Annotated in this window: 23 protein-coding genes and 1 pseudogene; 12 read left to right on the top strand and 12 right to left on the bottom strand. The window is 66.5% G+C overall.

Annotated features, from left to right (window positions below; translation table 11 throughout):
- Positions 1 to 148 precede the first annotated feature (148 nt).
- Positions 149 to 1,469 (top strand): annotated as a pseudogene (locus tag QF036_RS00785) (MFS transporter).
- A 114-nt stretch (positions 1,470 to 1,583) separates the two neighbouring features.
- Here the strand turns inward: QF036_RS00785 and QF036_RS00790 are convergent.
- Positions 1,584 to 2,651, bottom strand: coding sequence for an ATP-dependent DNA ligase (locus QF036_RS00790; protein ID WP_307098344.1), 1,068 nt, complete (start codon positions 2,649 to 2,651; stop codon positions 1,584 to 1,586).
- A 90-nt stretch (positions 2,652 to 2,741) separates the two neighbouring features.
- Between QF036_RS00790 and QF036_RS00795 the strand changes: the two genes are divergently transcribed.
- Positions 2,742 to 3,713: a TIGR03885 family FMN-dependent LLM class oxidoreductase gene (locus QF036_RS00795; RefSeq protein WP_307098346.1), complete on the top strand. Its 972-nt coding sequence runs from the start codon at positions 2,742 to 2,744 to the stop codon at positions 3,711 to 3,713.
- Positions 3,710 to 5,404, top strand: a complete 1,695-nt coding sequence (locus QF036_RS00800; protein ID WP_307098348.1) for an alpha-amylase family protein — start codon at positions 3,710 to 3,712, stop codon at positions 5,402 to 5,404. The genes QF036_RS00795 and QF036_RS00800 overlap by 4 nt, the downstream gene beginning before the upstream one ends.
- Positions 5,405 to 5,419: 15 nt before the next feature.
- Here the strand turns inward: QF036_RS00800 and QF036_RS00805 are convergent, their stop codons facing one another.
- Both QF036_RS00805 and QF036_RS00810 read right to left on the bottom strand, forming a co-directional pair.
- Complete coding sequence (locus QF036_RS00805) at positions 5,420 to 7,186, bottom strand: glycoside hydrolase family 13 protein (protein ID WP_307098351.1); 1,767 nt, start codon at positions 7,184 to 7,186, stop codon at positions 5,420 to 5,422.
- Between the two features lie 88 nt (positions 7,187 to 7,274).
- Positions 7,275 to 7,631, bottom strand: coding sequence for an IclR family transcriptional regulator domain-containing protein (locus QF036_RS00810; protein WP_307098352.1), 357 nt, complete (start codon positions 7,629 to 7,631; stop codon positions 7,275 to 7,277).
- A gap of 151 nt (positions 7,632 to 7,782) precedes the next feature.
- On the opposite strand from QF036_RS00810, the gene QF036_RS00815 reads away from it, so the two are divergent.
- Positions 7,783 to 8,019, top strand: a complete 237-nt coding sequence (locus QF036_RS00815) for a hypothetical protein (protein WP_306920070.1) — start codon at positions 7,783 to 7,785, stop codon at positions 8,017 to 8,019.
- A 5-nt stretch (positions 8,020 to 8,024) separates the two neighbouring features.
- Here the strand turns inward: QF036_RS00815 and QF036_RS00820 are convergent, their stop codons facing one another.
- From QF036_RS00820 to QF036_RS00830, 3 genes are all read right to left on the bottom strand, one after another.
- Entirely contained in the window at positions 8,025 to 8,312 is a 288-nt protein-coding gene (locus QF036_RS00820; RefSeq protein WP_307098354.1) for a MoaD/ThiS family protein, read from the bottom strand.
- 9 nt (positions 8,313 to 8,321) lie between these two features.
- Complete coding sequence (locus tag QF036_RS00825; protein ID WP_307098356.1) at positions 8,322 to 9,452, bottom strand: WD40/YVTN/BNR-like repeat-containing protein; 1,131 nt, start codon at positions 9,450 to 9,452, stop codon at positions 8,322 to 8,324.
- Positions 9,453 to 9,527: 75 nt separating this feature from the next.
- Positions 9,528 to 9,812, bottom strand: coding sequence for a hypothetical protein (locus QF036_RS00830; protein ID WP_307098360.1), 285 nt, complete (start codon positions 9,810 to 9,812; stop codon positions 9,528 to 9,530).
- A gap of 176 nt (positions 9,813 to 9,988) precedes the next feature.
- Between QF036_RS00830 and QF036_RS00835 the strand changes: the two genes are divergently transcribed.
- Entirely contained in the window at positions 9,989 to 10,420 is a 432-nt protein-coding gene (locus QF036_RS00835; RefSeq protein WP_307098362.1) for a LexA family protein, read from the top strand.
- Complete coding sequence (locus QF036_RS00840) at positions 10,413 to 11,696, top strand: Y-family DNA polymerase (RefSeq protein ID WP_307098363.1); 1,284 nt, start codon at positions 10,413 to 10,415, stop codon at positions 11,694 to 11,696. The genes QF036_RS00835 and QF036_RS00840 overlap by 8 nt, the downstream gene beginning before the upstream one ends.
- Before the next feature lie 40 nt (positions 11,697 to 11,736).
- Here the strand turns inward: QF036_RS00840 and QF036_RS00845 are convergent, their stop codons facing one another.
- A complete protein-coding gene (locus tag QF036_RS00845) occupies positions 11,737 to 11,937 on the bottom strand; it encodes a hypothetical protein (protein ID WP_307098365.1) in 201 nt (66 codons plus the stop codon).
- A 177-nt stretch (positions 11,938 to 12,114) separates the two neighbouring features.
- Between QF036_RS00845 and QF036_RS00850 the strand changes: the two genes are divergently transcribed.
- From QF036_RS00850 to QF036_RS00865, 4 genes are all read left to right on the top strand, one after another.
- Positions 12,115 to 12,621 (top strand): universal stress protein, encoded by a 507-nt coding sequence (locus tag QF036_RS00850; protein WP_307098367.1) that lies wholly within the window; start codon positions 12,115 to 12,117, stop codon positions 12,619 to 12,621.
- A 293-nt stretch (positions 12,622 to 12,914) separates the two neighbouring features.
- On the top strand, positions 12,915 to 13,271 hold the full coding sequence (locus QF036_RS00855; protein WP_373460044.1) for a metal-sensitive transcriptional regulator: 357 nt from the start codon (positions 12,915 to 12,917) through the stop codon (positions 13,269 to 13,271).
- A gap of 61 nt (positions 13,272 to 13,332) precedes the next feature.
- On the top strand, positions 13,333 to 13,563 hold the full coding sequence (locus tag QF036_RS00860) for a heavy-metal-associated domain-containing protein (RefSeq protein WP_003799993.1): 231 nt from the start codon (positions 13,333 to 13,335) through the stop codon (positions 13,561 to 13,563).
- 57 nt (positions 13,564 to 13,620) lie between these two features.
- Positions 13,621 to 16,029: a heavy metal translocating P-type ATPase gene (locus QF036_RS00865; RefSeq protein ID WP_307098369.1), complete on the top strand. Its 2,409-nt coding sequence runs from the start codon at positions 13,621 to 13,623 to the stop codon at positions 16,027 to 16,029.
- Between the two features lie 105 nt (positions 16,030 to 16,134).
- Here the strand turns inward: QF036_RS00865 and QF036_RS00870 are convergent, their stop codons facing one another.
- A complete protein-coding gene (locus QF036_RS00870; RefSeq protein WP_307098372.1) occupies positions 16,135 to 16,407 on the bottom strand; it encodes a DUF2277 domain-containing protein in 273 nt (90 codons plus the stop codon).
- 213 nt (positions 16,408 to 16,620) lie between these two features.
- Between QF036_RS00870 and QF036_RS00875 the strand changes: the two genes are divergently transcribed.
- Positions 16,621 to 16,884, top strand: coding sequence for a hypothetical protein (locus QF036_RS00875; RefSeq protein ID WP_307098374.1), 264 nt, complete (start codon positions 16,621 to 16,623; stop codon positions 16,882 to 16,884).
- A gap of 110 nt (positions 16,885 to 16,994) precedes the next feature.
- Here the strand turns inward: QF036_RS00875 and QF036_RS00880 are convergent, their stop codons facing one another.
- Positions 16,995 to 18,050 (bottom strand): EamA family transporter, encoded by a 1,056-nt coding sequence (locus QF036_RS00880; RefSeq protein WP_373460241.1) that lies wholly within the window; start codon positions 18,048 to 18,050, stop codon positions 16,995 to 16,997.
- A gap of 130 nt (positions 18,051 to 18,180) precedes the next feature.
- Here QF036_RS00880 and QF036_RS00885 point away from each other — a divergent pair, with 130 nt between their 5' ends.
- Positions 18,181 to 18,726 (top strand): CGNR zinc finger domain-containing protein, encoded by a 546-nt coding sequence (locus tag QF036_RS00885; RefSeq protein WP_307098376.1) that lies wholly within the window; start codon positions 18,181 to 18,183, stop codon positions 18,724 to 18,726.
- Between the two features lie 51 nt (positions 18,727 to 18,777).
- Here QF036_RS00885 and QF036_RS00890 read toward each other — a convergent pair whose 3' ends face one another.
- The 3 genes from QF036_RS00890 to QF036_RS00900 form a co-directional block, all read right to left on the bottom strand.
- Positions 18,778 to 19,188, bottom strand: coding sequence for a hypothetical protein (locus tag QF036_RS00890; RefSeq protein ID WP_307098378.1), 411 nt, complete (start codon positions 19,186 to 19,188; stop codon positions 18,778 to 18,780).
- A 113-nt stretch (positions 19,189 to 19,301) separates the two neighbouring features.
- Positions 19,302 to 19,895 carry a hypothetical protein gene (locus tag QF036_RS00895; protein WP_307098380.1) on the bottom strand — a complete coding sequence of 198 codons (594 nt, stop codon included), beginning with the start codon at positions 19,893 to 19,895 and terminating at the stop codon, positions 19,302 to 19,304.
- 48 nt (positions 19,896 to 19,943) lie between these two features.
- Complete coding sequence (locus tag QF036_RS00900; protein ID WP_307105716.1) at positions 19,944 to 21,260, bottom strand: MATE family efflux transporter; 1,317 nt, start codon at positions 21,258 to 21,260, stop codon at positions 19,944 to 19,946.
- Positions 21,261 to 21,449: the final 189 nt, after the last annotated feature.

The raw sequence follows: 21,449 nt of genomic DNA on the forward strand, positions 1-21,449 counted from the left end.
TTGCTGTATCGCACAAGTAGCTCTCACCATGTGGCTACTTGGTCCGGGTCGGTCTTTCCAAGGACCTCCGCCGCATCTTCCCCCACAAGGACGGCGGCCGCGACCCCTGATCCATCCCGCGACAACGTCGTCCCCCTGAAGGAACACCATGAGCCAGACCATTCCGTCCGCCGCGCCGGGCACTGTTGCCCCGGCCGGGACACCGAAGAAGGCAGCCCTTGCCAGCTTCCTCGGCAGCGCCGTCGAGTACTACGACTTCTTTATCTTCGGCTCGGCAGCCGCCCTGATCTTCCCGCACGTGTTTTTCCCGAACGCTGACGCCAATGCCGCCATCATGTCCTTTGCGACCTTTGGCTTTGCCTACATCGCCAGGCCCGTTGGCGCCGTTGTCCTGGGCCACTTCGGTGACCGGGTGGGCAGGCGCAAGGTCCTCATGTTCACCCTGGTCCTCATGGGTGCCTCCACATTCCTGATCGGCTGCCTGCCGGACTTCAACACGGTGGGCTGGTGGGCTCCGGCCCTTCTGGTTCTGGCGCGCCTTTGCCAGGGCCTCTCCGCGGCCGGTGAACAGGCCGGCGCCTCCTCCATGACCCTGGAGCACGCTCCGGACAACCAGCGTTCCTTCTTCACCTCGTGGACCCTCACCGGCACCCAGGGCGGCCAGATCCTGGCGGCACTCGTCTTCATTCCCGTGCTCGCACTGCCCGACGAAGTCAAGTACGGCATCGGCTGGCGGATCCCCTTCTGGCTCAGCGCCGTGGTTGTCCTGATTGCCTTCTTCATCCGCCGAACCCTGCACGAGCCGCCGGCCTTCGAAGCCGCCCAGAAGTCGGCCCAGATCGCCAAGCTGCCCGTGGCTGACCTGCTCAATGCCCACTGGCGCGACGTCCTGCGCGTCATCTGCTGCGCCTTCATCGCCGCCGTCTCCACGGTGTTCGGCACCCTCGCCATCAGTTACGCCAAGACAGTTGCAGGCGTGGACGGCACCATCACCCTCTGGCTCGTGGTGGGCGCCAACCTCGTGGCCCTGGGCACCCAGCCGCTCTTCGGCAAGCTGGCCGACCGGATCGGCCGGAAGCCGGTCTACATTTACGGCGCCCTGTCCAGCGCGGCCCTGGCCCCGCTGTTCCTGCTGAGCCTCGAGTCCGGCAACGTGCCGCTGATGTTCCTGGCCGCCATCGCCTTCTTCTCCTGCGGCTATGCAGCCTCGAACGCCGTCTGGCCTTCCTTCTACGCCGAGATGTTCAGCACCAAGGTGCGTTTCTCCGGCCTGGCCATCGGCACGCAGCTCGGCTTCCTGATGGCAGGCTTCGCCCCGGCCATCGTTGCGGCCCATGGGCGGAATCAAGCCCGGCGGTTGGGTGCAGATCAGCATCTTCACCGCGGTCATCTGCGTCGTCGCCGCCGTCTCCGCGCTGACGGCCAAGGAAACGTTCAAGGTTCCCACCAAGGAGCTCGGGCTCAAGTAGACCGGAGCCAAAGCAAACTATTACGACGACGGCGGTCCGCCCCTTTTCGGAGGGGGCGGACCGCCGTCGGGGTTTAAGGCGTCGGGGTTGGAGGCGTCGGGGTTTAACCAGCCATCAGGTGGCGAGCACTTCGGCGAGGTCGAACTTCACCGGTTCCTCGAGCTGCTCATAGGTGCAGGACTCGGGGTCCCGGTCCGGGCGCCAGCGAACGAACTGCGCCGTGTGGCGGAACCGCTCGCCTTCCATGTGGTCGTACTTCACTTCCAGCACGCGCTCCGGCCGCAGCGGCGTGAAGGACAGGTCCTTGCCCGCACTCCACCGGCTGCCCTCCGCGTTGCGGGGTGTCCGGGCGCCCTCCTCCTGCTTGGCCCAGGCCCACGGATGCTCGTCGAAGCTGGTGACCAGGGGCTGGAGCTCCTCGAAAAGCTCCTTGCGCCGCTTCATCGGAAAGGCGCCCACCACGCCCACGCTGGCGAGTTCGCCGTCGGGTTTGTACAGGCCCAGCAGCAGCGACCCGATCGCGTCGGGGCCGCTCTTGTGGACGCGGTATCCGGCCAGGACACAGTCGGCGGTCCGTTCGTGCTTGATCTTGAACATCACGCGCTTGTCGGGCTGGTATGGCCCGTCCAGCGGTTTGGCGATGATTCCGTCCAGGCCGGCGCCCTCGAACTGGTGGAACCATTTGCCGGCCAGCTCCGGGTCCTGCGTGGCGGCGGTCAGGTGGACCGGGGCGCTGGCGGCGGTGAAGGCCTGTTCCAGGGCCGCGCGCCGTTCGGCGAAGGGGCGGCCGCTGAAGTCCTCGTCGCCGAGGGCCAGCAGGTCGAAGGCCACAAATTTCGCCGGCGTCTGCTCGGAAAGCATCTTGACCCTGCTGGCGGCGGGATGGATGCGCTGCTGCAGCGCGTCGAAATCCAGCCGGTCACCGGTGGAGCCCACAAGGACAATCTCGCCGTCAATCACGCATTTAGGCGGCAGGTTGGCCTTCAGCGCCTCCACGAGTTCGGGAAAGTAGCGCGTCATCGGCTTCTCGTTGCGGCTGCCGATCTCCACGTCGTCGCCGTCGCGGAAGATGATGGAGCGGAATCCGTCCCACTTCGGCTCATAGCTCAGGCGGCCTTCGGGGATGGCGCCGACCGATTTGGCCAGCATGGGGGCGACAGGGGGCATGACCGGCAGCTGCATAGGCCCCATTCTTGCCCGGGACCTTGCCCGGCGCTACCCCCGGCCCCCACACCCTCGACATGGCCCCCTGCCCGCCGGTAGACATTAACGATGGCAGCTATCGGTTTCCACGCATCGCATGAACAGATCAGCCCCGGCCAGCTCCTCAAGGACGTCCGGCTCGCCGAGGAGGCGGGCTTCGCCGCCGCCATGTGTTCGGACCACATCGAACCGTGGTCGGCGCGGCAGGGGCATTCGGGCTTCGCGTGGTCCTGGCTCGGGGCCGCCCTGGCCACCACCAACCTGCGCTTCGGCGTGGTTACAGCGCCGGGCCAGCGGTACCACCCGGCCATCATCGCCCACGCCTCGGCCACGCTGGCGTCCATGTTTCCGGGCCGGTTCTGGATGGCTCCGGGCAGCGGCGAGAATATGAACGAGCACGTCACGGGTGACCCGTGGCCGCTGAAGGAGACGCGCCAGCAACGGCTGGAAGAATGCGTGGACATCATCCGCCGGCTGCACGCGGGCGAGGAGGTGACCCACCACGGCCTGGTCACCGTGGAACAGGCGCGGATCTGGGATGTGCCCTCGCCACCGCCGCCCTTGATCGCACCAGCCATCAGCGTGGAAACGGCCCGCCGGGCGGCCAGCTGGGCTGACGGCCTGGTGACGGTGAACCAGCCAGCCGAAAAGCTCACGGAAATGCTGGCGGCGTACCGATCCGACGGCGGCAAGGGTAAGGCCGTCCTGCAGATCCACCTGTCCTGGGCTCCCCGGGAGGAGGACGCCGTCGCCATTGCCATGGATCAGTGGCGTTCGAACGTCTTCGCCCCGCCCATCCCCTGGGACCTGCCGACGGCAGCGCACTTCGACGGCGTCAGCGCCGACGTCGGGGAGGCCCAAGTCCGGAAATCGGTGAACGTCTCCGCCAGCCTGGACCGCCACGTGCAGTGGCTCGGCGAGTATCTGGACCTCGGCTTCGACGAGCTGTACCTGCACTTCGTGGGGCAGGAGCAGGCGCCGTTCATCGACGCCTTCGCGCAGAGCGTCCTGCCGCAGCTGCGGAAGGTTCCGGTGGCATGAACATCGCTGAGACATCGGACCTGTGGTGGAAAACCGCCGTCGTCTACTGCCTGGACGTGGAAACCTTCTTTGACTACGACGGCGACGGCACCGGTGATTTCGGCGGCCTGACCCAGCGCGTGGATTACCTGGCGGCGCTGGGCGTGAACTGCATCTGGCTCATGCCCTTCTATCCGTCACCGGACCGCGACGACGGCTACGACGTGACGGACTTCTTCGACGTCGACCGCCGGCTGGGCACGCTGGGCGATTTTGTGGAGTTCATCCGCACCGCAAAGGACCGCGGCATCCGTGTGATCGCGGACTTCGTGGTCAACCACACTTCCAACCAGCACCCCTGGTTCGTCGAGGCCCGCAAATCCCTGGACAACCCGTACCGGGACTACTACGTCTGGCGGACCGATCCGCCGCCGGACACGTCCTCGGAAGTGGTGTTCCCGGGCGAACAGACTTCCCTCTGGACCCAGGACGATGCCACCGGCGAGTGGTACCTGCACATGTTCATGGAGCACCAGCCGGACCTCAACGTCACCAACCCCAAAGTCCGCAACCAGATCGCCAAGGCCATGGGCCTCTGGCTGGAGCTCGGGCTGGACGGATTCCGGCTGGATGCGGTGCCGTTTTTCCTGGAAACCCGGGGCGCGCCCAAGGACGAGGCGGCCAACATCGACCCGCACGACTACCTCAGCGCCCTGCGCAGCTTCGTCAACCGGCGCAACGGCAGCGCGGTGCTGCTGGGCGAAGTGAACCTGCCGTACAAGGACCAGCTGGAGTACTTCGGCGGCGCCGAAGGCAACGAGCTCAACATGCAGTTCGACTTCATGTCCATGCAGCACATCTACCTGTCGCTCGCCAGGCAGGACGCCCGTCCGCTGGCCGAAACGCTGAAAACGCGTCCACGGCTGCATCCCGACAACCACTGGGCGATGTTCGTGCGCAACCATGACGAGCTCACGCTGGACAAGCTCAGCGACGGAGAGCGGGAGGAGGTCTTCGCCGCGTTCGGACCGGACAAGAACATGCAGCTCTACGGGCGGGGACTGCGGCGCCGGCTGCCGCCGATGCTGGACGGCGACGCCGACCGGATCCGGATGGTCTACTCGCTGATGTTCTCCCTGCCCGGCACGCCGGTGCTCTTCTACGGCGAGGAGATCGGCATGGGTGAGGACCTGCGGCAGAAGGGCCGTGCCGCCGTCCGCACGCCCATGCAGTGGAACGACGAAAAGAACGGCGGCTTCTCCAGCGCCAAGGTGTCCGAGCTGGTGGTCCCGCTGCCCCGCGGGGAGTACGGCCCGGAAAAGGTCAACGCGGCCAGTGCCAAACGGGACCCCGGGTCGCTGTGGAACTTCATGGCCACGCTGATCCAGCGGTACCGCGAATCGCCGGAGCTGGGCTGGGGCGAGTTCGCCGTCCTCGAACAGCCCGAGCCGGCTGTGTTTGCACACCGCTGCAGCTCGGCGGAGGCCACCGTGGTGCTGCTTCACAACTTCGGCGACGAGCCGGTCAAGGTCACGGCGAACGTCGGATCCGGGGACAGTCCGCCGCGGGCGTTCAGGGACGCCATGCTGCTGGATTTGTTCGACGGCGGGAACGTTCAGTTGGAGGCCGACGGCGGGTTCACCGTTGAGCTGGGACGCTACGGCTACCGCTGGTTCCGCGTCCACCGGCCCGGCGACCGCCTGGCGCCCTAGACGCCCAAGGCTGCACTACACGTTCCGGCGGAAAACCTTCACCTCCCACGGGCGCAGATCGTAGGATTGCACCTCGTCGGCTTCCGGCGGATAGTTTCCCAGCACTAGCTCAGCGCTCTCGCTGAGCCAGGTGCCGTCGTCGATCCCGGCTGTCCGGTTGGTCCCCGAAAAGTTGCCAAGGACCAGCAGCTCCGCGTCCGGAAGTGAGCGCTTGAACGCGTAGACGTGTTCGTCGTCGGGCAGCAGCATGCTGAAATCCCCGCACGCGACCACGGGATCCGAGTGCCGGAAGGCGATCACCTTGCGGTAGAAGCTGAAGACCGACCCGGGGTCGTCGACCTGGGCCGCGGCGTTGATCGTGTTCGCGTTCGGGTTCACGGCAATCCAGGGCGCGCCGGTGGTGAAGCCGCCGTGCCGGCTGGCGTCCCACTGCACGGGCGTCCGGGCGTTGTCACGGTTCAGCGGCGCCAGGGCCGCGAGGACCTCGGCGTCGGTATGGCCCAGGTGCGTGGTGGCTTCGCGGTGGTGGTTGAGGACTTCGATGTCCCGGTAGTCGCTGATGGCGCCGAACGCCATGTTGGTCATGCCCAGCTCTTCGCCCTGGTACACGTACGGAGTGCCGCGGTGCAGGTGCAGGACGGCGGCCAGCATCTTCGCCGACAGCTCCCGGTACTGGCCGTCGTCGCCGAAGCGGGAAACGGCGCGGGCCTGGTCGTGGTTTCCCCAGTAGAGGCTGTTCCAGCCGCTCTCGGCGAGCCCTTCCTGCCAGCGGCCCAGGGACTTTTTGAGGTCGGTAAGCAGCAGCTTCTTGGGCCGCCACTTGTTGCCGCCTTCCTGGTCGAGGGCCACGTGCTCGAACTGGAAGACCATGTCCACCTCCCGCCGGCCGGGATCCGTGAAGAGGGCGGCGTCCTCGACGGTGACGCCAGGCATCTCGCCCACGGTCAGCAGGTCCTTGTCCCGCCCCGCGAAGACCTCCTGGTGCATCTCCTGCAGGAACTCGTGGATGCGCGGACCGCAGATGAAGTAGGGGCCGCCGTCGCCGTAGAGCATCCCTTCGGCCTGCGGACCGTCGGGCAGCGACTGCTCCTTGGAGATGAAATTGATGACATCCATCCGGAAGCCGTCCACGCCGCGGTCAAGCCACCAGTTCATCATGTCGTATACGGCGGCCCGCACCTCCGGGTTTTCCCAGTTGAGGTCCGGCTGCTTCCTGGAGAACAGGTGCAGGTAGTACTCCCCTGTCTCCGCGTCGTACTCCCAGGCCGGCCCCGAGAAGGCAGAGCCCCAGTTGTTGGGCTCAGCGCCGGGTGTGCCTGGCTCGGCTGTTCCCAGCCCACGGCCTTCGCGCGGCGGCCGCCACCAGTACCAGTCCCGCTTCGGGTTGTCCTTGCTGGAGCGGGACTCCACAAACCATGGGTGCTCATCCGAGGTGTGGTTGACCACGAGGTCCATCACCAGCTTCATGTCCCGCGAGTGCAGGCCGTCCAGCAGTTCGTCGAGGGTCTCCAGGTCGCCGAACACGGGGTCGATGTCGCGGTAGTCGCTGATGTCGTAGCCGTTGTCATCCTGCGGTGACCGGTACACCGGGGACAGCCAGACGACGTCGACCCCCAGCTTTTGCAGGTAGTCCAGCTTGCCGATGATCCCGCGGAGGTCGCCGATGCCGTCGCCGTCCGAATCAGCGAAGCTACGCGGATAGATCTGGTACACCACAGCGCTCTTGAACCATTCCCGGCCGGCCCGGTAGGCCGCCTCTGCCTCGGTTTCCTGCGTGGTCATCGCTGGCTCCTCCTGGTCGACGGTGGCGGGCTGCTGGCCCACTGAAAGTCTTGTTCCAGAAGAATCGGCGGTCAATGGCCTCGGTGGCTTATGCCGGTGGCGCTTGTGCTTGCTCGCCGTCCACGGTCTGGTTGCTGACGGCGAAAAGGCCCTCTTCAAGCTCCTCATCGATGACTGCATAGCCCTGTTCGCGGACCTGTCGGATCTCGTGCAGGATTGCCTTCCGGTTCGAGATGGTGCGGGAGGTGTAGGGCTCCAGCTTCTCAGGCAGCGTCGCGGCAATATCGTCGTCGCTGAGTTCGGAAAGAAGCAGTTTCCCCGTGGCACTGGCATGTGCGGGGCAGTTCCCGCCGACGTACAGGTGGGTGGCGTTCAGGTAGCGGGAGCCGGAGGCTTCGGCAATCACATCGTAGGAAGTTTCACTCCGGACGATCGCAAAGCTCATCGTCTCCTGACCGCCGATGGCACGCGGTAACCGCTTCGGCGCCGGAAACTAACCGGGCGCTAACGGGCAGGAAACGCCTGCGCAACAATGCCGCGCCACACTGGATGTGCCGGCAATTGCAGGCACCAGCTCCAGCTCAGGAGGCCACGCCATGTTGAAGGAAGCCAAACCCCACATCACCCGGGTCCGTGCCCTGGACCAGCTGCATCGCGGCGACGAGATCGAGGCCCGCCTGTCGGTGGGCCCCAGCTATGACGACGTCATCATCCGCCGCGGCAGCGTCCAAGAGACAGCCCCGGGCATCGGCGTCGTGTGGATCATGGATCATCACACGGGCATGCGCAAGGCCATCAATACCGACGAATGCAGCGTTTGGCGCGTCGCCTGAGCCACCTAACCGCCGGCCACCGACTGAATGATCAGCACTTCCTGGCCGGCAGAAACTTCCGTTTCCAGGCCCCGCAGACGCCGGACCTCCTCACCGTTCACGTAAATATTCACGTAGCGGCGGAGTGCACCCGTTTCGTCCCGCAGCCGCCTGGCGAGCACCGGGTAAGTCCCGGTCACGGAATCCAGCAACCACCCCACAGTCACCGCCCCGTCGGCGGGTGTAGTCAGTACGGACTGCCCGCCGGCGAGCGGCTGGAGGACGCTGGGAAGGACCACGCTGATCTCAGCCACCGCACATCCTCATGCAGATGCCGCCGCAGTAACCGGGGCCCCGGCCACAACAGCAGCGCGGACGCACAACACATCCGGCAGGTGGGACGCCACCTCCGCAAAGGTTTCACCTTCGTCGGCGCTGGCAAACACCGCGCCCCCACGCGTTCCGAAGTACACCCCGGCGGGTTCAGCAGAGTCCACGCCGGCCGCGTCACGGAGCACGGCATTGAATTCTGACTGCGGCAGCCCGGAGTCCAGGCGCTTCCACGTGGCACCAGCGTCGTCGGTACGGTGCACGGCGAGCTTTCCGTCCGGCGGGATGCGTTCGCCGTCGGCCTTTAAGGGGACAACCCAGGCCGTGCCTGCACGCCTGGGGTGCGTCAGCATGACGAACCCGAAGTCGGCCGGCAGGCCCTCCGCTATCGATTCCCAGTTCTCGGCGTTGTCATCGGTCCGGTACACGCCGTGGTGGTTCTGCGCGTAAAGCCGGCCCTCGACGGCGGCATCCGCCGCAATCTTGTGCACGCACTGGCCGAATTCCGGGTTGGGATCGGGCATGAAGTAGGCGGAGATGCCTTTGTTCCGCGGCTCCCAGGACGTCCCGCCGTCGAGCGAGCGGTACACGCCTCCGGTACTCATCGCCACGTGCACGTTATCCCCGGCGGGGTTGACCACGATCGAGTGGGCGGCTGCGCCGCCATAACCGGCACCCCACTCGCTGCGGTGCGGGTGGTCCCACAGACCGCGGTTCAGCTCGAAGTGCTCACCGCCGTCGGTCGACTTCCACACCGAAATCGGCTCCGCGCCGGCCCAGACCACCCCCGGGCGGGATTCCGCGTCAGGGTAGATCTGCCAGATCCGTTCCACGGCGGCGTCAGTGCCTTCGGGAAACTTGATGGCGCCCTGCTCGGGCTCGGTCCAGCTGGCGCCGAGGTCATCCGAGTGGGCAACGTAAGGGCCCCAGTGCTCGGACCGCACCCCCACCATGATGCGTGTGCGGCCGTCCCGTGTGTCGATTCCGATGCTCGGTATCTCGCTCATCAGGAAGTGCGGGCCGGAAAAGGACCACTGCTTCCGGTCCTGGCTGGTGGCCAGCCAGAGGCCTTTTTTGGTCCCGATTGCTAAAACGAAACTCTCTGAGGCATTCATGCACCCCATGCAACCACTCGGGCGGAGGGGCTGCAATGGTTTTGGCCCCCGCTGGTTGGCAAGGACAACTCGCTAGGGCCGGCCCTAGGACCCGATCTTCGTGGCTTTTGCGGTGCCGGCTTTCGCGGCACGGCGGTTTCGCCACCACCGGCGGAGCAGATCGGCGGCGGCCAGGATTCCGGCCAGTGGGGTAAGGACGGCGGCGGCGTAAACGAACAGCAGCCAGGTGAGCGTGGCGATCGGGGGCTGGCTGCGGCTCAGCAGGGACAGGCCGCCGAACAGGCCCGCGACCCAGAAGAGCACCACCAGCGCCAGCACGGCTGCTGCCGGAAAGTACTCGTTCCGCACAACCCTTTTCAAGGTTTCCACCACTGATCCTCCTGCGCCTTGCATCCCCATGAGACCAGTATGCGACGGAGACCCGCTACGACGGAGACGGCGCGACGAACGTGTGATGAACACAACCGCTACCTAGCGTGGCTGCATTCTGTCAGTCCGGGGGACTACACTGAACTATCGAACATATATTCGAAAAAAGGTGTGTTGTGGGCGTGATCATTGGTCCTCGCGTGATAGAGGCGGGACTTTCCCTGCGGTTGGTGCTGATCTCTCCCGTGGCCGTCGCGGCAGGCTTCCCATCCCCCGCCCAGGACTACTTTGACGGGCGGATCGACCTGAACGAGCACCTGATCAAGGACATCACCAGCACCTACATCGTGCGGGTGTCCGGCGACTCCATGGAACAGGCCGGCATCAGTGACGGCGACGAACTGATCGTCAACCGTGCATTGGAACCGCGGGACGGATCCGTGGTCGTGGCGGTGCTGGACGGCGAGCTCACCGTCAAGCGCCTGAAGATCACCGCGGCCGGTGTGGTGCTCCAGGCGGCCAACCCGCTGTATCCGAACATCAGCATCCCCGCCCTGGCCGACCTCACCATCTGGGGCGTGGCCACGAGGTGCCTGCACCATGTCTGAGACGCGGCAGCAGATAGCGCTGGTGGACGTGAACTGCTTCTACGCCAGCGCCGAGCGTGTCTTCGACCCCTCCCTCGAAGGCAAACCCCTGGTTGTGCTTTCCAACAACGACGGCTGCGCCGTGACCCGCAGTCCGGAGGCGAAGGCCCTGGGGATCAGCACGGGCGAACCGTGGTTCAAGATCGCTCCTCGGGCCAAGGAGTGGGGCCTCGTTGCCCGGTCCAGCAACTATGAACTGTACGGTGACATCAGTGCCCGCGTCATGGAACTGCTGGGACGCTACTCGGCCTGGCTCGAGGTGTACAGCATCGACGAGGCCTTCCTGGGCATCAAAGGCAGCCCCGACCAGGTGGTGGGTCTCGGCCGGACTATCAAGGCCGCGGTCCAGCGCAACGTCGGGGTGCCGGTGTGCGTCGGCATCGCCGCCACCAAGACGCTGGCCAAACTCGCCAACCGGTGGGCCAAGAACAACCCCGCGCTTGGAGGGGTGTGCGCCTGGGAGTCGATGGATCCGGAGTCGCGTGAACTGCTCATGGCCCGGCTGCCGGTCTCGGAGGTCTGGGGCGTGGCGGGCCGGCTGGAAAAACGGCTGAACGCCATCGGGATCTGCTCCATCCTGGAACTCAGCCGGGCCGATCCTGTGATGGTGCGCGACCGCTTTTCGGTGGTGCTGATGCGCACTGTGCTGGAACTGCGCGGTACACCCTGCCTACCGCTGGAGGAGGAACGCGTTGGGTGGGACCAGCTGATCTTCTCCCGCTCGTTTTCCACTCCCCTGACGTCAGTCCCCGAGTTTCGCCAGGTCCTGAGCGTCTACGCCCAGCAGGCGAGTGCCCGGCTGGCCCGGCACCACCTTCAGGCCAAGGTCCTCACCGCGTTCGCCGGCACGTCCCATTACAACCCGAAGGACAAGTCGTTTCCCTCGGCGTGCGTTCCGTTGCCCATGCCTACCTCAGACCCGGTACTGCTCACCCGAGCGGCCCACGCCCTGCTTCCCGCGATCCAGGACGGCGTCAAGTACGCCCGGGCCGGCATCATGGTCACCGACTTGCGGCCGTCCCGCAATCAGCAGCCCCTGGAGCCTTTCACCAACCCGCACGAGGAACGCGGGATCGGCCCGCTGGTTGAGCAGATCAGCCGGAAGTATGGCAGGGGCACGATCGGGCTCGGGTTCGCGGGCCTGAGGAGCGGTCTGGACTGGAGCATGAAGCGCGGAATGCGTTCGCCGCGCTACACCACGCACTGGGACGAGTTACCGGTGGTGCGCGCGAACTGACCGGCCCGCGCATCCGCGAACCAGTCAGTCTACGAGCCCGTCAGTCCACAAATTCAGACTGTGTCTCGATGAAATCCCACTCGGCTTCGGTGAGGACTGCCTGCGGGGCGTCCGGGTGCGGACCTCCCGCTTCGGCGATCGCCTGCATCACGAACGGCGGAACGTCGTCGGCCCGCAGATTCTCGCGAAGCCACTCCTTGCTTTTCAGGTCCAGATCAAGCCACCACATGAAAATCTGCATGGGATGCCGCCTTTCTACGTCTCCACGCTAGGCTCGCGGCGGCCAGTATTCAAGGGAAAACCGGCACCCGTCCCCACGGGGCAGCAGCCGCACCGCAGGATCGAAAACCGACGCTGAGCTGGGGCGAAGGCCGGACTGGCTCTGGTCTTTCCTGACGCCGCGGGCACACAATTGACTATGGATGCAGAGCACTTCAGCGGGCCGCCTCCCCTCCTCGTGGGCATGGTTCCCGGCCAGCATCCGGAGGTCCTCAAAACCGCCGTCGGCCTGGCCCAAAAACTGTCGGCCCCTTTGCTTTGCGCCTATGTGGATGAGGCAAGCTACCTCGTTGAGTGGGATCCGGCGCGCTCTGCACACCGCCTTTCGCTGCATCCGGACAGGGACGACGACGACATCCGTTCCGTTACCACAGGACTGAAGTCGGTCATCGCGTCGGCCGTCCAGGACGGCGGACCGGCATGGACGTTGCGTACGCTGGCCGGAGACCCCGCCCGTGCCCTCGGCAGGCTGGCGTCGGAAGTCAATGCCCCGATGATCATTGTGGGTACGCCGGAACGCGGCTTCGGGCACCGCGTAACGGAACTCCTGAACGGTTCCGTGGCGGCATGGCTCACCCACCACCAGAGCCGGCCCGTGCTGGTGGTTCCCTTCCGGATGGCAGCGCATCAGGACCGGGCGGAATAGCCGGATGGCGGCTTCGTCGCCGGCTTAATGCGGCTGATGAAAGTAAAGCGAAAGTAGTTATTCGCGCCGGTGGCCAACTTGGCTACCGGCAAGTAAGCTGATCAGGCAGGCCGATCCAAAGCCCGCCCAAAGACTGCTCCGGAGTGCGTATCCCCCAATAACGCGCTCCGGAGCTTTTTGTTGCCCGAAAACTTCCTGGGGCATGCCTCCTGTCGCATCCTCACTTTTCCCACCATCGCTGATTGCCCGCACCGTCCTTGACCAATACCCCCTAGGGGTATAGTTTTGGAGGTATGGAGACTTCCGAAGAACGGACGCCCATGGCGCCCAGTGAAGAAGCTGTTATTCAACCCCCGCAGCACGGCTACACGGCGGACAAGGACGCGTACCTGCGCCGGCTCCGGCGGATCGAGGGACAGGTCCGCGGAATCGCCCGGATGGTCGAGGAAGACAAGTACTGCATCGACATCCTGACGCAGGTCGCGGCCGTGACTAAGGCCCTGCACGCCGTCAGCCTGGGCCTGGTGGAAGAACACATCGGCCACTGCGTTGTCGGGGCGGTCTCTGAACCTGATCCGGATCTGCGGGCTGAAGCGATCGACGTCAAGGTCAAGGAGGCGGCGGGCGCCATCGGGCGCCTGCTGCGCTAGCGGCAAAACCATCAACCACCCAGCTGGCCAACCCAGTCAGCGCACCAGCGAGGAGTCAGCAATGAGCACCATCTCCACAAAAGTCCACGTCTCCGGAATGACCTGCGGGCACTGCGTGTCCGCCGTCAGCGAGGAACTCGAGGCCCTGGCCGGCGTCGAGGAGATCGACATCGACCTCAATGCCGGCGGTGTTTCGACTGTCACCATCACCTCCACGCAGAAGCTCTCCCCCTCGGAAATCGGCGAGGCAGTGGCCGAGGCGGGCTACCTTGTGGTGGCCAACGAGGCCTAACCCCGGCCTCCCATTCGCACCGAGCACCACCAGAGCACCACCACAGAAGGACCAGTCATGCACACCGAACACCTTTCCGCAGGTTCCGCCCGCCGGGTGATCGAACTCGACGTCGAGGGCATGACCTGCGCGTCGTGCGTGAACAGGGTGGAAAAGAAGCTCGCCAAGCTCGACGGCGTCCAGGCCACGGTCAACCTCCCCCTGGAAACGGCCCACGTAACGGTCCCGGCAGGCATCACGGACCAGCAGATCACCGACCAGGTGGCCTCAGCCGGCTACAAGGCAAGGATCCGAAGGCCGCTCCACCAAGGCCCAGCAGAGAGCGCCCGGGGCGACGCCGTAGCGACCCAGCAGGCGGAGCCTGGCCCCGCCCCGGAGCACGGCGGACCGGCAGAGCAAGTCGGTCACGAAGACCACATGAACCACGGCGGCCCGGCATCCGAATTGAAGCCGCGCCTGCTCGTCGCGGCGGTCCTGGCCGTGCCGGTGTTCCTGATCTCGATGGTCCCCGCCTTTCAGTTCGCCAACTGGGGCTGGGTGGTGGGCGCCTTGGCCTTGCCCGTGGTCAGCTGGGCGGCGTGGCCGTTCCACAGGGCCGCCGCCATCAACGCCCGCCACTTCGCCTCCACAATGGATACCCTGGTATCGATCGGTGTCATCGCCGCCTATTTGTTTTCCGCCTGGCAGCTCCTCGCCAACCCTCGCCTGACCGAACATCCAGGCATGGAGCAGATGGGTGCGGGTTCCGGCGGCCTGTACTTCGAGGTGGCCAGCGTGGTCACCACATTCCTCCTGCTGGGCCGGTTCCTGGAGGCGAACGCCAAGTCGAGGGCCGGGGACGCCCTGCGCGCCCTCCTGGACCTGGGCGCCAAGGACGCCACCATCCTGCAAGACGGCACCGAGACAAAGATCCCGGCAAGCCGGCTGGCGGTCGGGGACCTGATCGTGGTCCGCCCGGGTGAGAAGATCGCCACCGACGGCGTGGTGGTGGACGGCGCCTCAGCAGTGGACGCATCCCTGGTCACCGGCGAGTCGGTTCCCGTGGACGTCGGTCCGGGCAGCCTGGTCACCGGTGCCACCATCAATACGTCCGGCCGGGTGCTGGTCCGGGCCACGCGCGTCGGCGCCGAAACCACCCTGGCCCAGATGGGGCGGCTCGTTTCCCAGGCGCAGACCGGAAAGGCGCCGATCGCCCGGCTTGCCGACCGGATCAGCGCGGTATTCGTGCCGGTGGTCCTGGCCATCGCCGTCCTCACGTTCGCCGGCTGGCTGCTCGCCGCCGGGCCAGAACTCACAGGACCGGAGCTTCGTGCGGCCTTCACGGCCGCGGTGGCCGTGCTGGTCATCGCGTGCCCCTGCGCCCTTGGCCTGGCTACCCCCGTGGGCCTCCTGACCGGCACGGGTCGCGGCGCTCAACTGGGGATCCTCATCAAGGGTCCGCAGGTCCTGGAAGACACCCGCACGGTGGACACCATCCTGCTGGACAAGACCGGAACCGTCACCAGCGGCCAGCTATCCGTCCTCGCAACTGAGGCGTTCGCCCCGTTCAGCGAGGTGGAAATCCTGCGGCTGGCCGGTGCGGTCGAGTCGGCGTCGGAGCATCCGATCGCCGCCGCGATCGCTGCGGCCGCACGATCCGCAGTGCCCGCCACGGGCCGCCGGTCGCACACCAGCCATAGCGGCAGTGAAGCGGACGACGCCGCGGGCCTGCCCGCCGTCGTCGGCTTCCATTCCGCGCCGGGCGGCGGAGTGGTGGGAACCGTTGAAGGCCGGCTCGTGGTTGCCGGGCGCAGCGGTTGGCTGCGGGACAACGGCGTTGAGCCCACGCCGGCGCAGGGTCAGGCGCTCCGCGCCGCTGAAGAGTCCGGTGCCACGGCAATCTGGGTCGCCGTGGACGGCGAGGCTGCCGGCATCATCGAGCTGCGGGACACGGTCAAGGCGGGGTCGAAGGCGGCTGTCGCACGTCTCAAGGCCCTGGGCCTGCGGCCCATGCTGCTCACGGGCGACAACGCCGCGGTCGCGGCCCAGGTGGCTGCCGCCGTCGGAATTGACGCGGACGATGTGTTCGCCGGCGTGCTGCCCGAAGGCAAGGTGGAAGCCGTCCGGCGGCTGCAGGCCGGCGGCGCGACGGTGGCCATGGCAGGTGACGGCGTGAACGACGCCGCGGCGCTGGCGCAGGCGGACCTCGGCATCGCCATGGGCTCCGGCACGGACGTGGCCATCGAAGCCGCCGACCTGACCGTGATGGGCAACGACCTCGGGCAGGTGGCCACCGCAATCGAGCTGTCCCGGCGCACGCTGGCCACCATCAAGACCAACCTGTTCTGGGCCTTCTTCTACAACGCGGTGGGCATTCCGGTGGCGGCCCTCGGCCTGCTCAATCCCATGGTGGCCGGTGTGGCCATGGCGGCGAGTTCGGTGCTGGTGGTGGCCAACTCGCTCAGGCTGCGCCGCTTCGGCAGGTAGCACCCAACCAAGTAGCAGCACAGGGCGTTCCCAGCGCTGGGAACGCCCTCAGCTGCTACTCACTTGGGCCGGCGGGCACTTACTTGCGCCGGCGGGCACCAGACCCTAGGCCGTTCCGAAGCGGACGGCCGCCCGTGCCTTCGCCTTGGCCGCTTCCTCGTCGCGGTCCTTGGCGGGAGCGTGCGTCACAAGGGATTCGAGCAGATGCTGGGTCACGTGCGCTATCTCGTGCACGGCACGCTCGAACGCCTCCTCATTGGCCTTGGAGGGCGTGGTGCTGCCGCTGATTTTGCGGACGTACTGCAGCGCCGCGGCGTGTACCTCCTCGGACGTCGCGTGGGGTTCGTAGTTGTGGAGGGTACGGATATTCCGGCACATACCCCCATGCTAGGCTCTGGAACGCCGAGGATCGACCCTTCCGGGCCCGCTTCTGGCGGGGCTTCTGCCTATGGGGAGGACTCCATGGGGAGCGCTGCCCATCGACACACTTTTGGGCCGGAGGATAGTTTTTAGGCAATGGATCTTCCGGACGAGCCGGAGGCCGCTGGGGATGCCGACTGGATCGGGTCCGTTGATTAAAGGAGATATCTAATGGCTATTTGGGGTGCAGACATTGCGCAGCTGAAGAACTTGGGCACCAAGCTTCAGGCTGGTTCAAACGAAATCGAGAAGCAGAAGTCCCTGCTGACCAAGGTGCTCGAGGGCACCGACTGGAAGGGCCCGGACGCTGACAAGTTCCGCAGCGAGTGGCACGGCCAGCACGCAGCAGCCCTTGCCAAGGTGGCGCAGGCACTGGACGAGGCCGGCAAGCAGGCCAGCCGCAACGCTTCCCAGCAGGAGGAAGCCTCCCGCTAAACCGGGAACGCGCCGGAGGGCCGGACGCACCATGCGTCCGGCCCTCCGGCATTTAAGCGGTCCGTCACTGAGGATTGGACATCACTGAAGACTGGTCCCTTACTGAAGAGTTACGGGACGGGTTCGACGTCGTTCGCGTGGTCGAGCGGTCCAGTCACCGCTGCCGGGGCCCCAGGTTTGGCTTTCCGGAGCTCATCCAGCCGGACGCACAGCACGCCGCCCACGATCAGCATTCCGCCCGCGAGCTGGATGGCGCCGGGCAGTTCGCCAAGCAGCAGCCAGGCCCAGATCACGGCAAACAGCACCTCGGTGAGGGAGACGAACGAGGCCACCTTGGTGCCGAGTGCGCGTGCAGCCATGATCCCGGAGACGTAGGCCAGGACGGTTGCAAGAACCACGAGACCGCCCAGCGGAACCCACCACGGCGTGGTCCATGGGCCGAGTTTGGTATCGGCCGTGCTCATGGCCATGGGCAGGAGGCCGGTGGCCGCCGCCAGCCACATGACACCGGCACCCATCAGAAGTCCGCCGGACGCCAGGACGATGGGCGGCAGGGTGTCGTTCTCCTTGGCCGTGAGGAAGAAGTAGATAGCAAGGCAGACAGCCGCGGCAAGGCCCCAAAGCACGCCGACGGCGTCGACCTGCACTGCGCCGGTGAGGTCGAGGACGAGGACCAGCCCGCCCAAGGACAGCAACGTCCCGGCGATGGTGAGGGGGCGCGGCCGCTTCCGGCTTGCCGCCCAGAGCCACAGCACGATCAATACCGGGCCGAGGTATTCGAGCAGCAGTGCCACGCCAACAGACAGCCGGGCCACGGCGTTGAAGTAGAACAGCTGGCAGCCTGCGACGCCGATCAGGCCAAACAGGACGATGGTTAGCCAGTTCGACCGCAGCTGGTGCCACCGGCCCCGGAGCGCCGGAACCGCGGGGATTGCGAGGATAAGCGCGGCCCCGGTCAGCCGGGCAGTCACGGCTGCCCCGGGCGTCCAGCCGGTTTCCAGCAGTGCCTTGGCGAACGAGCCCGAAAGCCCGAAGATCGCAGAGGAAAAGAGGGCGACACCCAGTCCTGACGCCAGGAAGCCGGAGGCTTTGGCCGTGGCCGCCCGGGCGGGGGCGGCGTCCTGAGCGCGGGCGGGAGCCTGGGCCGGCACTGGGGCCGGCGCCACCACCGAAGCGGGAGCCGTTGAAGTTAGCGCCGTTTTGGCGCGGTTGTTCGATGCGGGCACGGATGCCTCCCGTCAGGAGTAAAGTGGGGTATTGGTCCTGACACTATGCCCCGCATTGTAAGGAGTCAAGATGGTCTTTGCCCCTGACACGGAACTCGCGCTGCGCTTCGTGGTGAACCTCATCAACTCGGCCGCCAACGGCGCGGAAAACCTGGCCACGGTGGAAGATCTGGACGAGTTCCTGAGGCAGGAGGGCTTTACCGGTTTCCGCACCCACGACGCCGCCGAGCTGTCCAGCATCCACGCACTGCGGACGGAACTGGCAGCCCTGTGGACAGCGGATGAGGATACGGCCGTTGCTGGCGTGAACAGGCTCCTGCGCGAGGCCCAGGCACTCCCCCAGCTCCTCAAGCACGACCAGTGGGACTGGCACCTGCACGCCACCACGCACGATGCCCCGCTGGCGGACAGGATGGGCACCGAAGCAGCCATGGCGCTGGTGGACGTGATCCGCAGCAAGGAGATGGACCGCATGCTCGTGTGCGCGGCCGATGACTGCGACGCGGCGGTGCTCGACCTCAGCCGGAACCGGTCCAAGCGGTACTGCGACACCGGAAACTGCGCCAACCGCGCGCACGTGGCGGCGTACCGGGCGCGCCGCGCCAGTGGAGAGTAATCAGCGCCGGCGGAGAGTAATCAGGGGCCGGCGAAGACTGGCCGTCGGGCGTTAGGAGGTTCCGGCGTCGGGCCCGGATTCGCCGGTTCCCGCCGAACCCGCAGCACCCGGGGCATCCGGCCGGCGCTGGGTTCCCCCGTTTTGGGTTCCTGAAGTCCCATGGCCGCCGTGTCCCTGCGAGGGCTTCCGGGCCGAGCTCAGGTTCACGCCGGAGCCTTTACCCAGGTGCGCGGCGTTGTCCTTGTAGCTCATGGACAGCATCGCGGCGATGACGAGGGTGACAATGAAGGCGATGCCGGCGGCGGTGAAGGCCAGGTCGAACCGCGGCGACCGGGCGCTGCCGCCGGAAGCAAAAATCAGCACTGCGAAGAATGCCACCACAGCCCAGAAGGCGGAGAACATCAGGGGTCCCTTCACCGAGGTCCGCAGGTTGCGCGGTTCTCCTGGTTTCTGGTGTGCCAAGGTGATTCCTCCCGTGCGGGCGGCGCGATGCGGCCTGCCCGCTGTGATGTGTGCTGGTCCTGAAGGGGTACTGGGTGTCGAAGGCTGTTCTACAACGAGTAGAAGCCTTGGTACTAGTTTACGGCCTTTGACGCGTCCGCCCGCGCATCGTGCCGGAGCGAGAGACCTGCCAGGATCCAGAGCACACCCGAGATTATGGCCCCGCCGCCGGCAACCCCCAGCAGCGCATGGGGACCAAGGCCCGCAAAGAACGGCAGGGTGCCGGCCGTGCCCAGCCCGATGACTCCGGAGGCCAGCCAGTCGCGGGCCAGGACATGCCGTCCGCGCAACTTAATGCCCAGCCACAGCTCGGCCGCCGACGCCACTGCCAGCCCCACGGCGCCAATCACGGCGAAGACCAGGCTGCCCTGCAGGAACAGCAGGGCCACTCCGGCACCGGTCAGGGCCGCGCCCGCAGCAGAGAGCAGGCGTCCGGCAGGCGCTTCCCGCCGGAAGCCGGTCAGCGGAATGCCCCACAGCAGGATCAGGCCGGTGGCCAGCAGATACGCTCCGCCCGTCAGCGACATTCCGGCCACGGAAGGGGCCGCCCAGAACACAGTCACGGCGCCGAACGCCAGCGCGGCGGCAGCCCGCAGCAGGGCGGGTTTCCACAGCTCCGCCGAGGGGGCAGGCACGTCGGATTCAGCAGGGTTAACGGGGGAAGTCACGGTTCCAGTTTAGTGCGCCGGCCTGTGCCCGCGAATCCGGGCCGCAGGCTAGGAGCCGAGCACCATCCAGCGGTCCGTCCTGGCCCGCAGTCCCAGGGTCACGGCCCGGGCGCACATGTAGCCCAGCGAAAAGGCCACCCACACCCAAACCAGGGCCGCCGCGCCGTCGGCCCCGGCCAGCGGCACCGCCAGCAGCAGCGGAAGGTACACCGCGAGATTTACGACGCCGGCAATCGCCAGATACTTCGCGTCGCCGGCCCCGATCAGCACCCCGTCGAGGACGAACACGTATCCGGCGAGCGGCTGGCTCGCGGCCAGAACCCACAAGGCCGCGGTCAGCACCGACTGGACGCCGGTGTCGGGCGTGAAGAGGGCGCCGGTGAACGGGGCTGCCAGAGCGAGCAGCACGCCGGTGGCCACACCGAAGCCGGTGCCCCAGCGGATCATGGTCCGGGTCAGGATCCGGGCTTTGCCGGGGTTGGAGGCGCCCAGCTCCTTGCCGATCAGCGCCTGCGCGGCGATGGCCAGGGCGTCCAGTGCGAAGGCGAGGAACGTGAAGACCGTCATGGCCAGCTGGTGTGCGGCCAGGTTCACGGCTCCCTGGGCCGTCACCACGAGGACGGTGGCGAGGATGGCGGTGCGCAGGCTCAGGGTCCGCAGCATCAGCCACGAGCCCACCTTGGTCATGGCCCGGATCCCATGCCAGTCGGGAAGCAGGCTGACGCCCTGATGACGGGCGTTGCGCTGCACCATCAACAGATACACCGCGGCCATGGCCCACTGCGCGATGCTGGTTCCCATTGCAGATCCAACCACGGACAGCCCGAGTCCGTAAACCAGCACCAGGTTCAGCACGATGTTCAGCGCGAATCCCGCCGTTGCCACTACTAACGGGGTGCGGGTGTCCTGCAGTCCCCTCAGCACGCCCGTGCCGGCGAAGATGAGCAGCATCGCGACCAGCCCGGGCATGGACCAGCGCAGATAGTCCACGGCGAACGTGCGGATCTCCGGGCTCGGCCCCATGAGCCCGATCAGCGGCTCCGCGGCGAGGAACCCTGCCAGCGCCAGCGCGGTCCCGAGCAGCAGGGCGAGCCAGACGCCGTCGCGCCCGGCGGCCAGCGCCCTGCCCAGCTGGCCGTCCCCTACCGCCCGCGCCACGGCAGGAGTGGTGGAGTAGGCCAGGAAAACCATCAGCCCCACCGCGGTGTGCAGCACCGCCGAGGCCAGTCCGACGCCGGCCAGCTGGGCCACGCCAAGGTGCCCCACGATGGCCGAATCGGCAAGCAGAAAGAGCGGTTCGGCGATCAGCGCGCCAAAGGCGGGAACGGCAAGCCGGAGGATTTCACGGCCGTGGCTCTCAGGCATTGGGGTGGAAATAGCGGCGGAGGGCGATTGGGGCACGGGTTCAGCCTAGCTGCCGCAGAAAAGATAACCACGACACATTAGTTGACACTTCAACAAAATTCCGCGAGAGTGGAAGAGAAGCATCACCCGACGCGCTCCGGACCGCATGCGCAAAAGAGACAAATTCCCAATCGATCCGAACGGTGAGAA

This window comes from Arthrobacter globiformis, assembly GCF_030817195.1.
In the GTDB taxonomy this organism is placed as follows: Bacteria; Actinomycetota; Actinomycetes; order Actinomycetales; family Micrococcaceae; genus Arthrobacter; species Arthrobacter globiformis_D.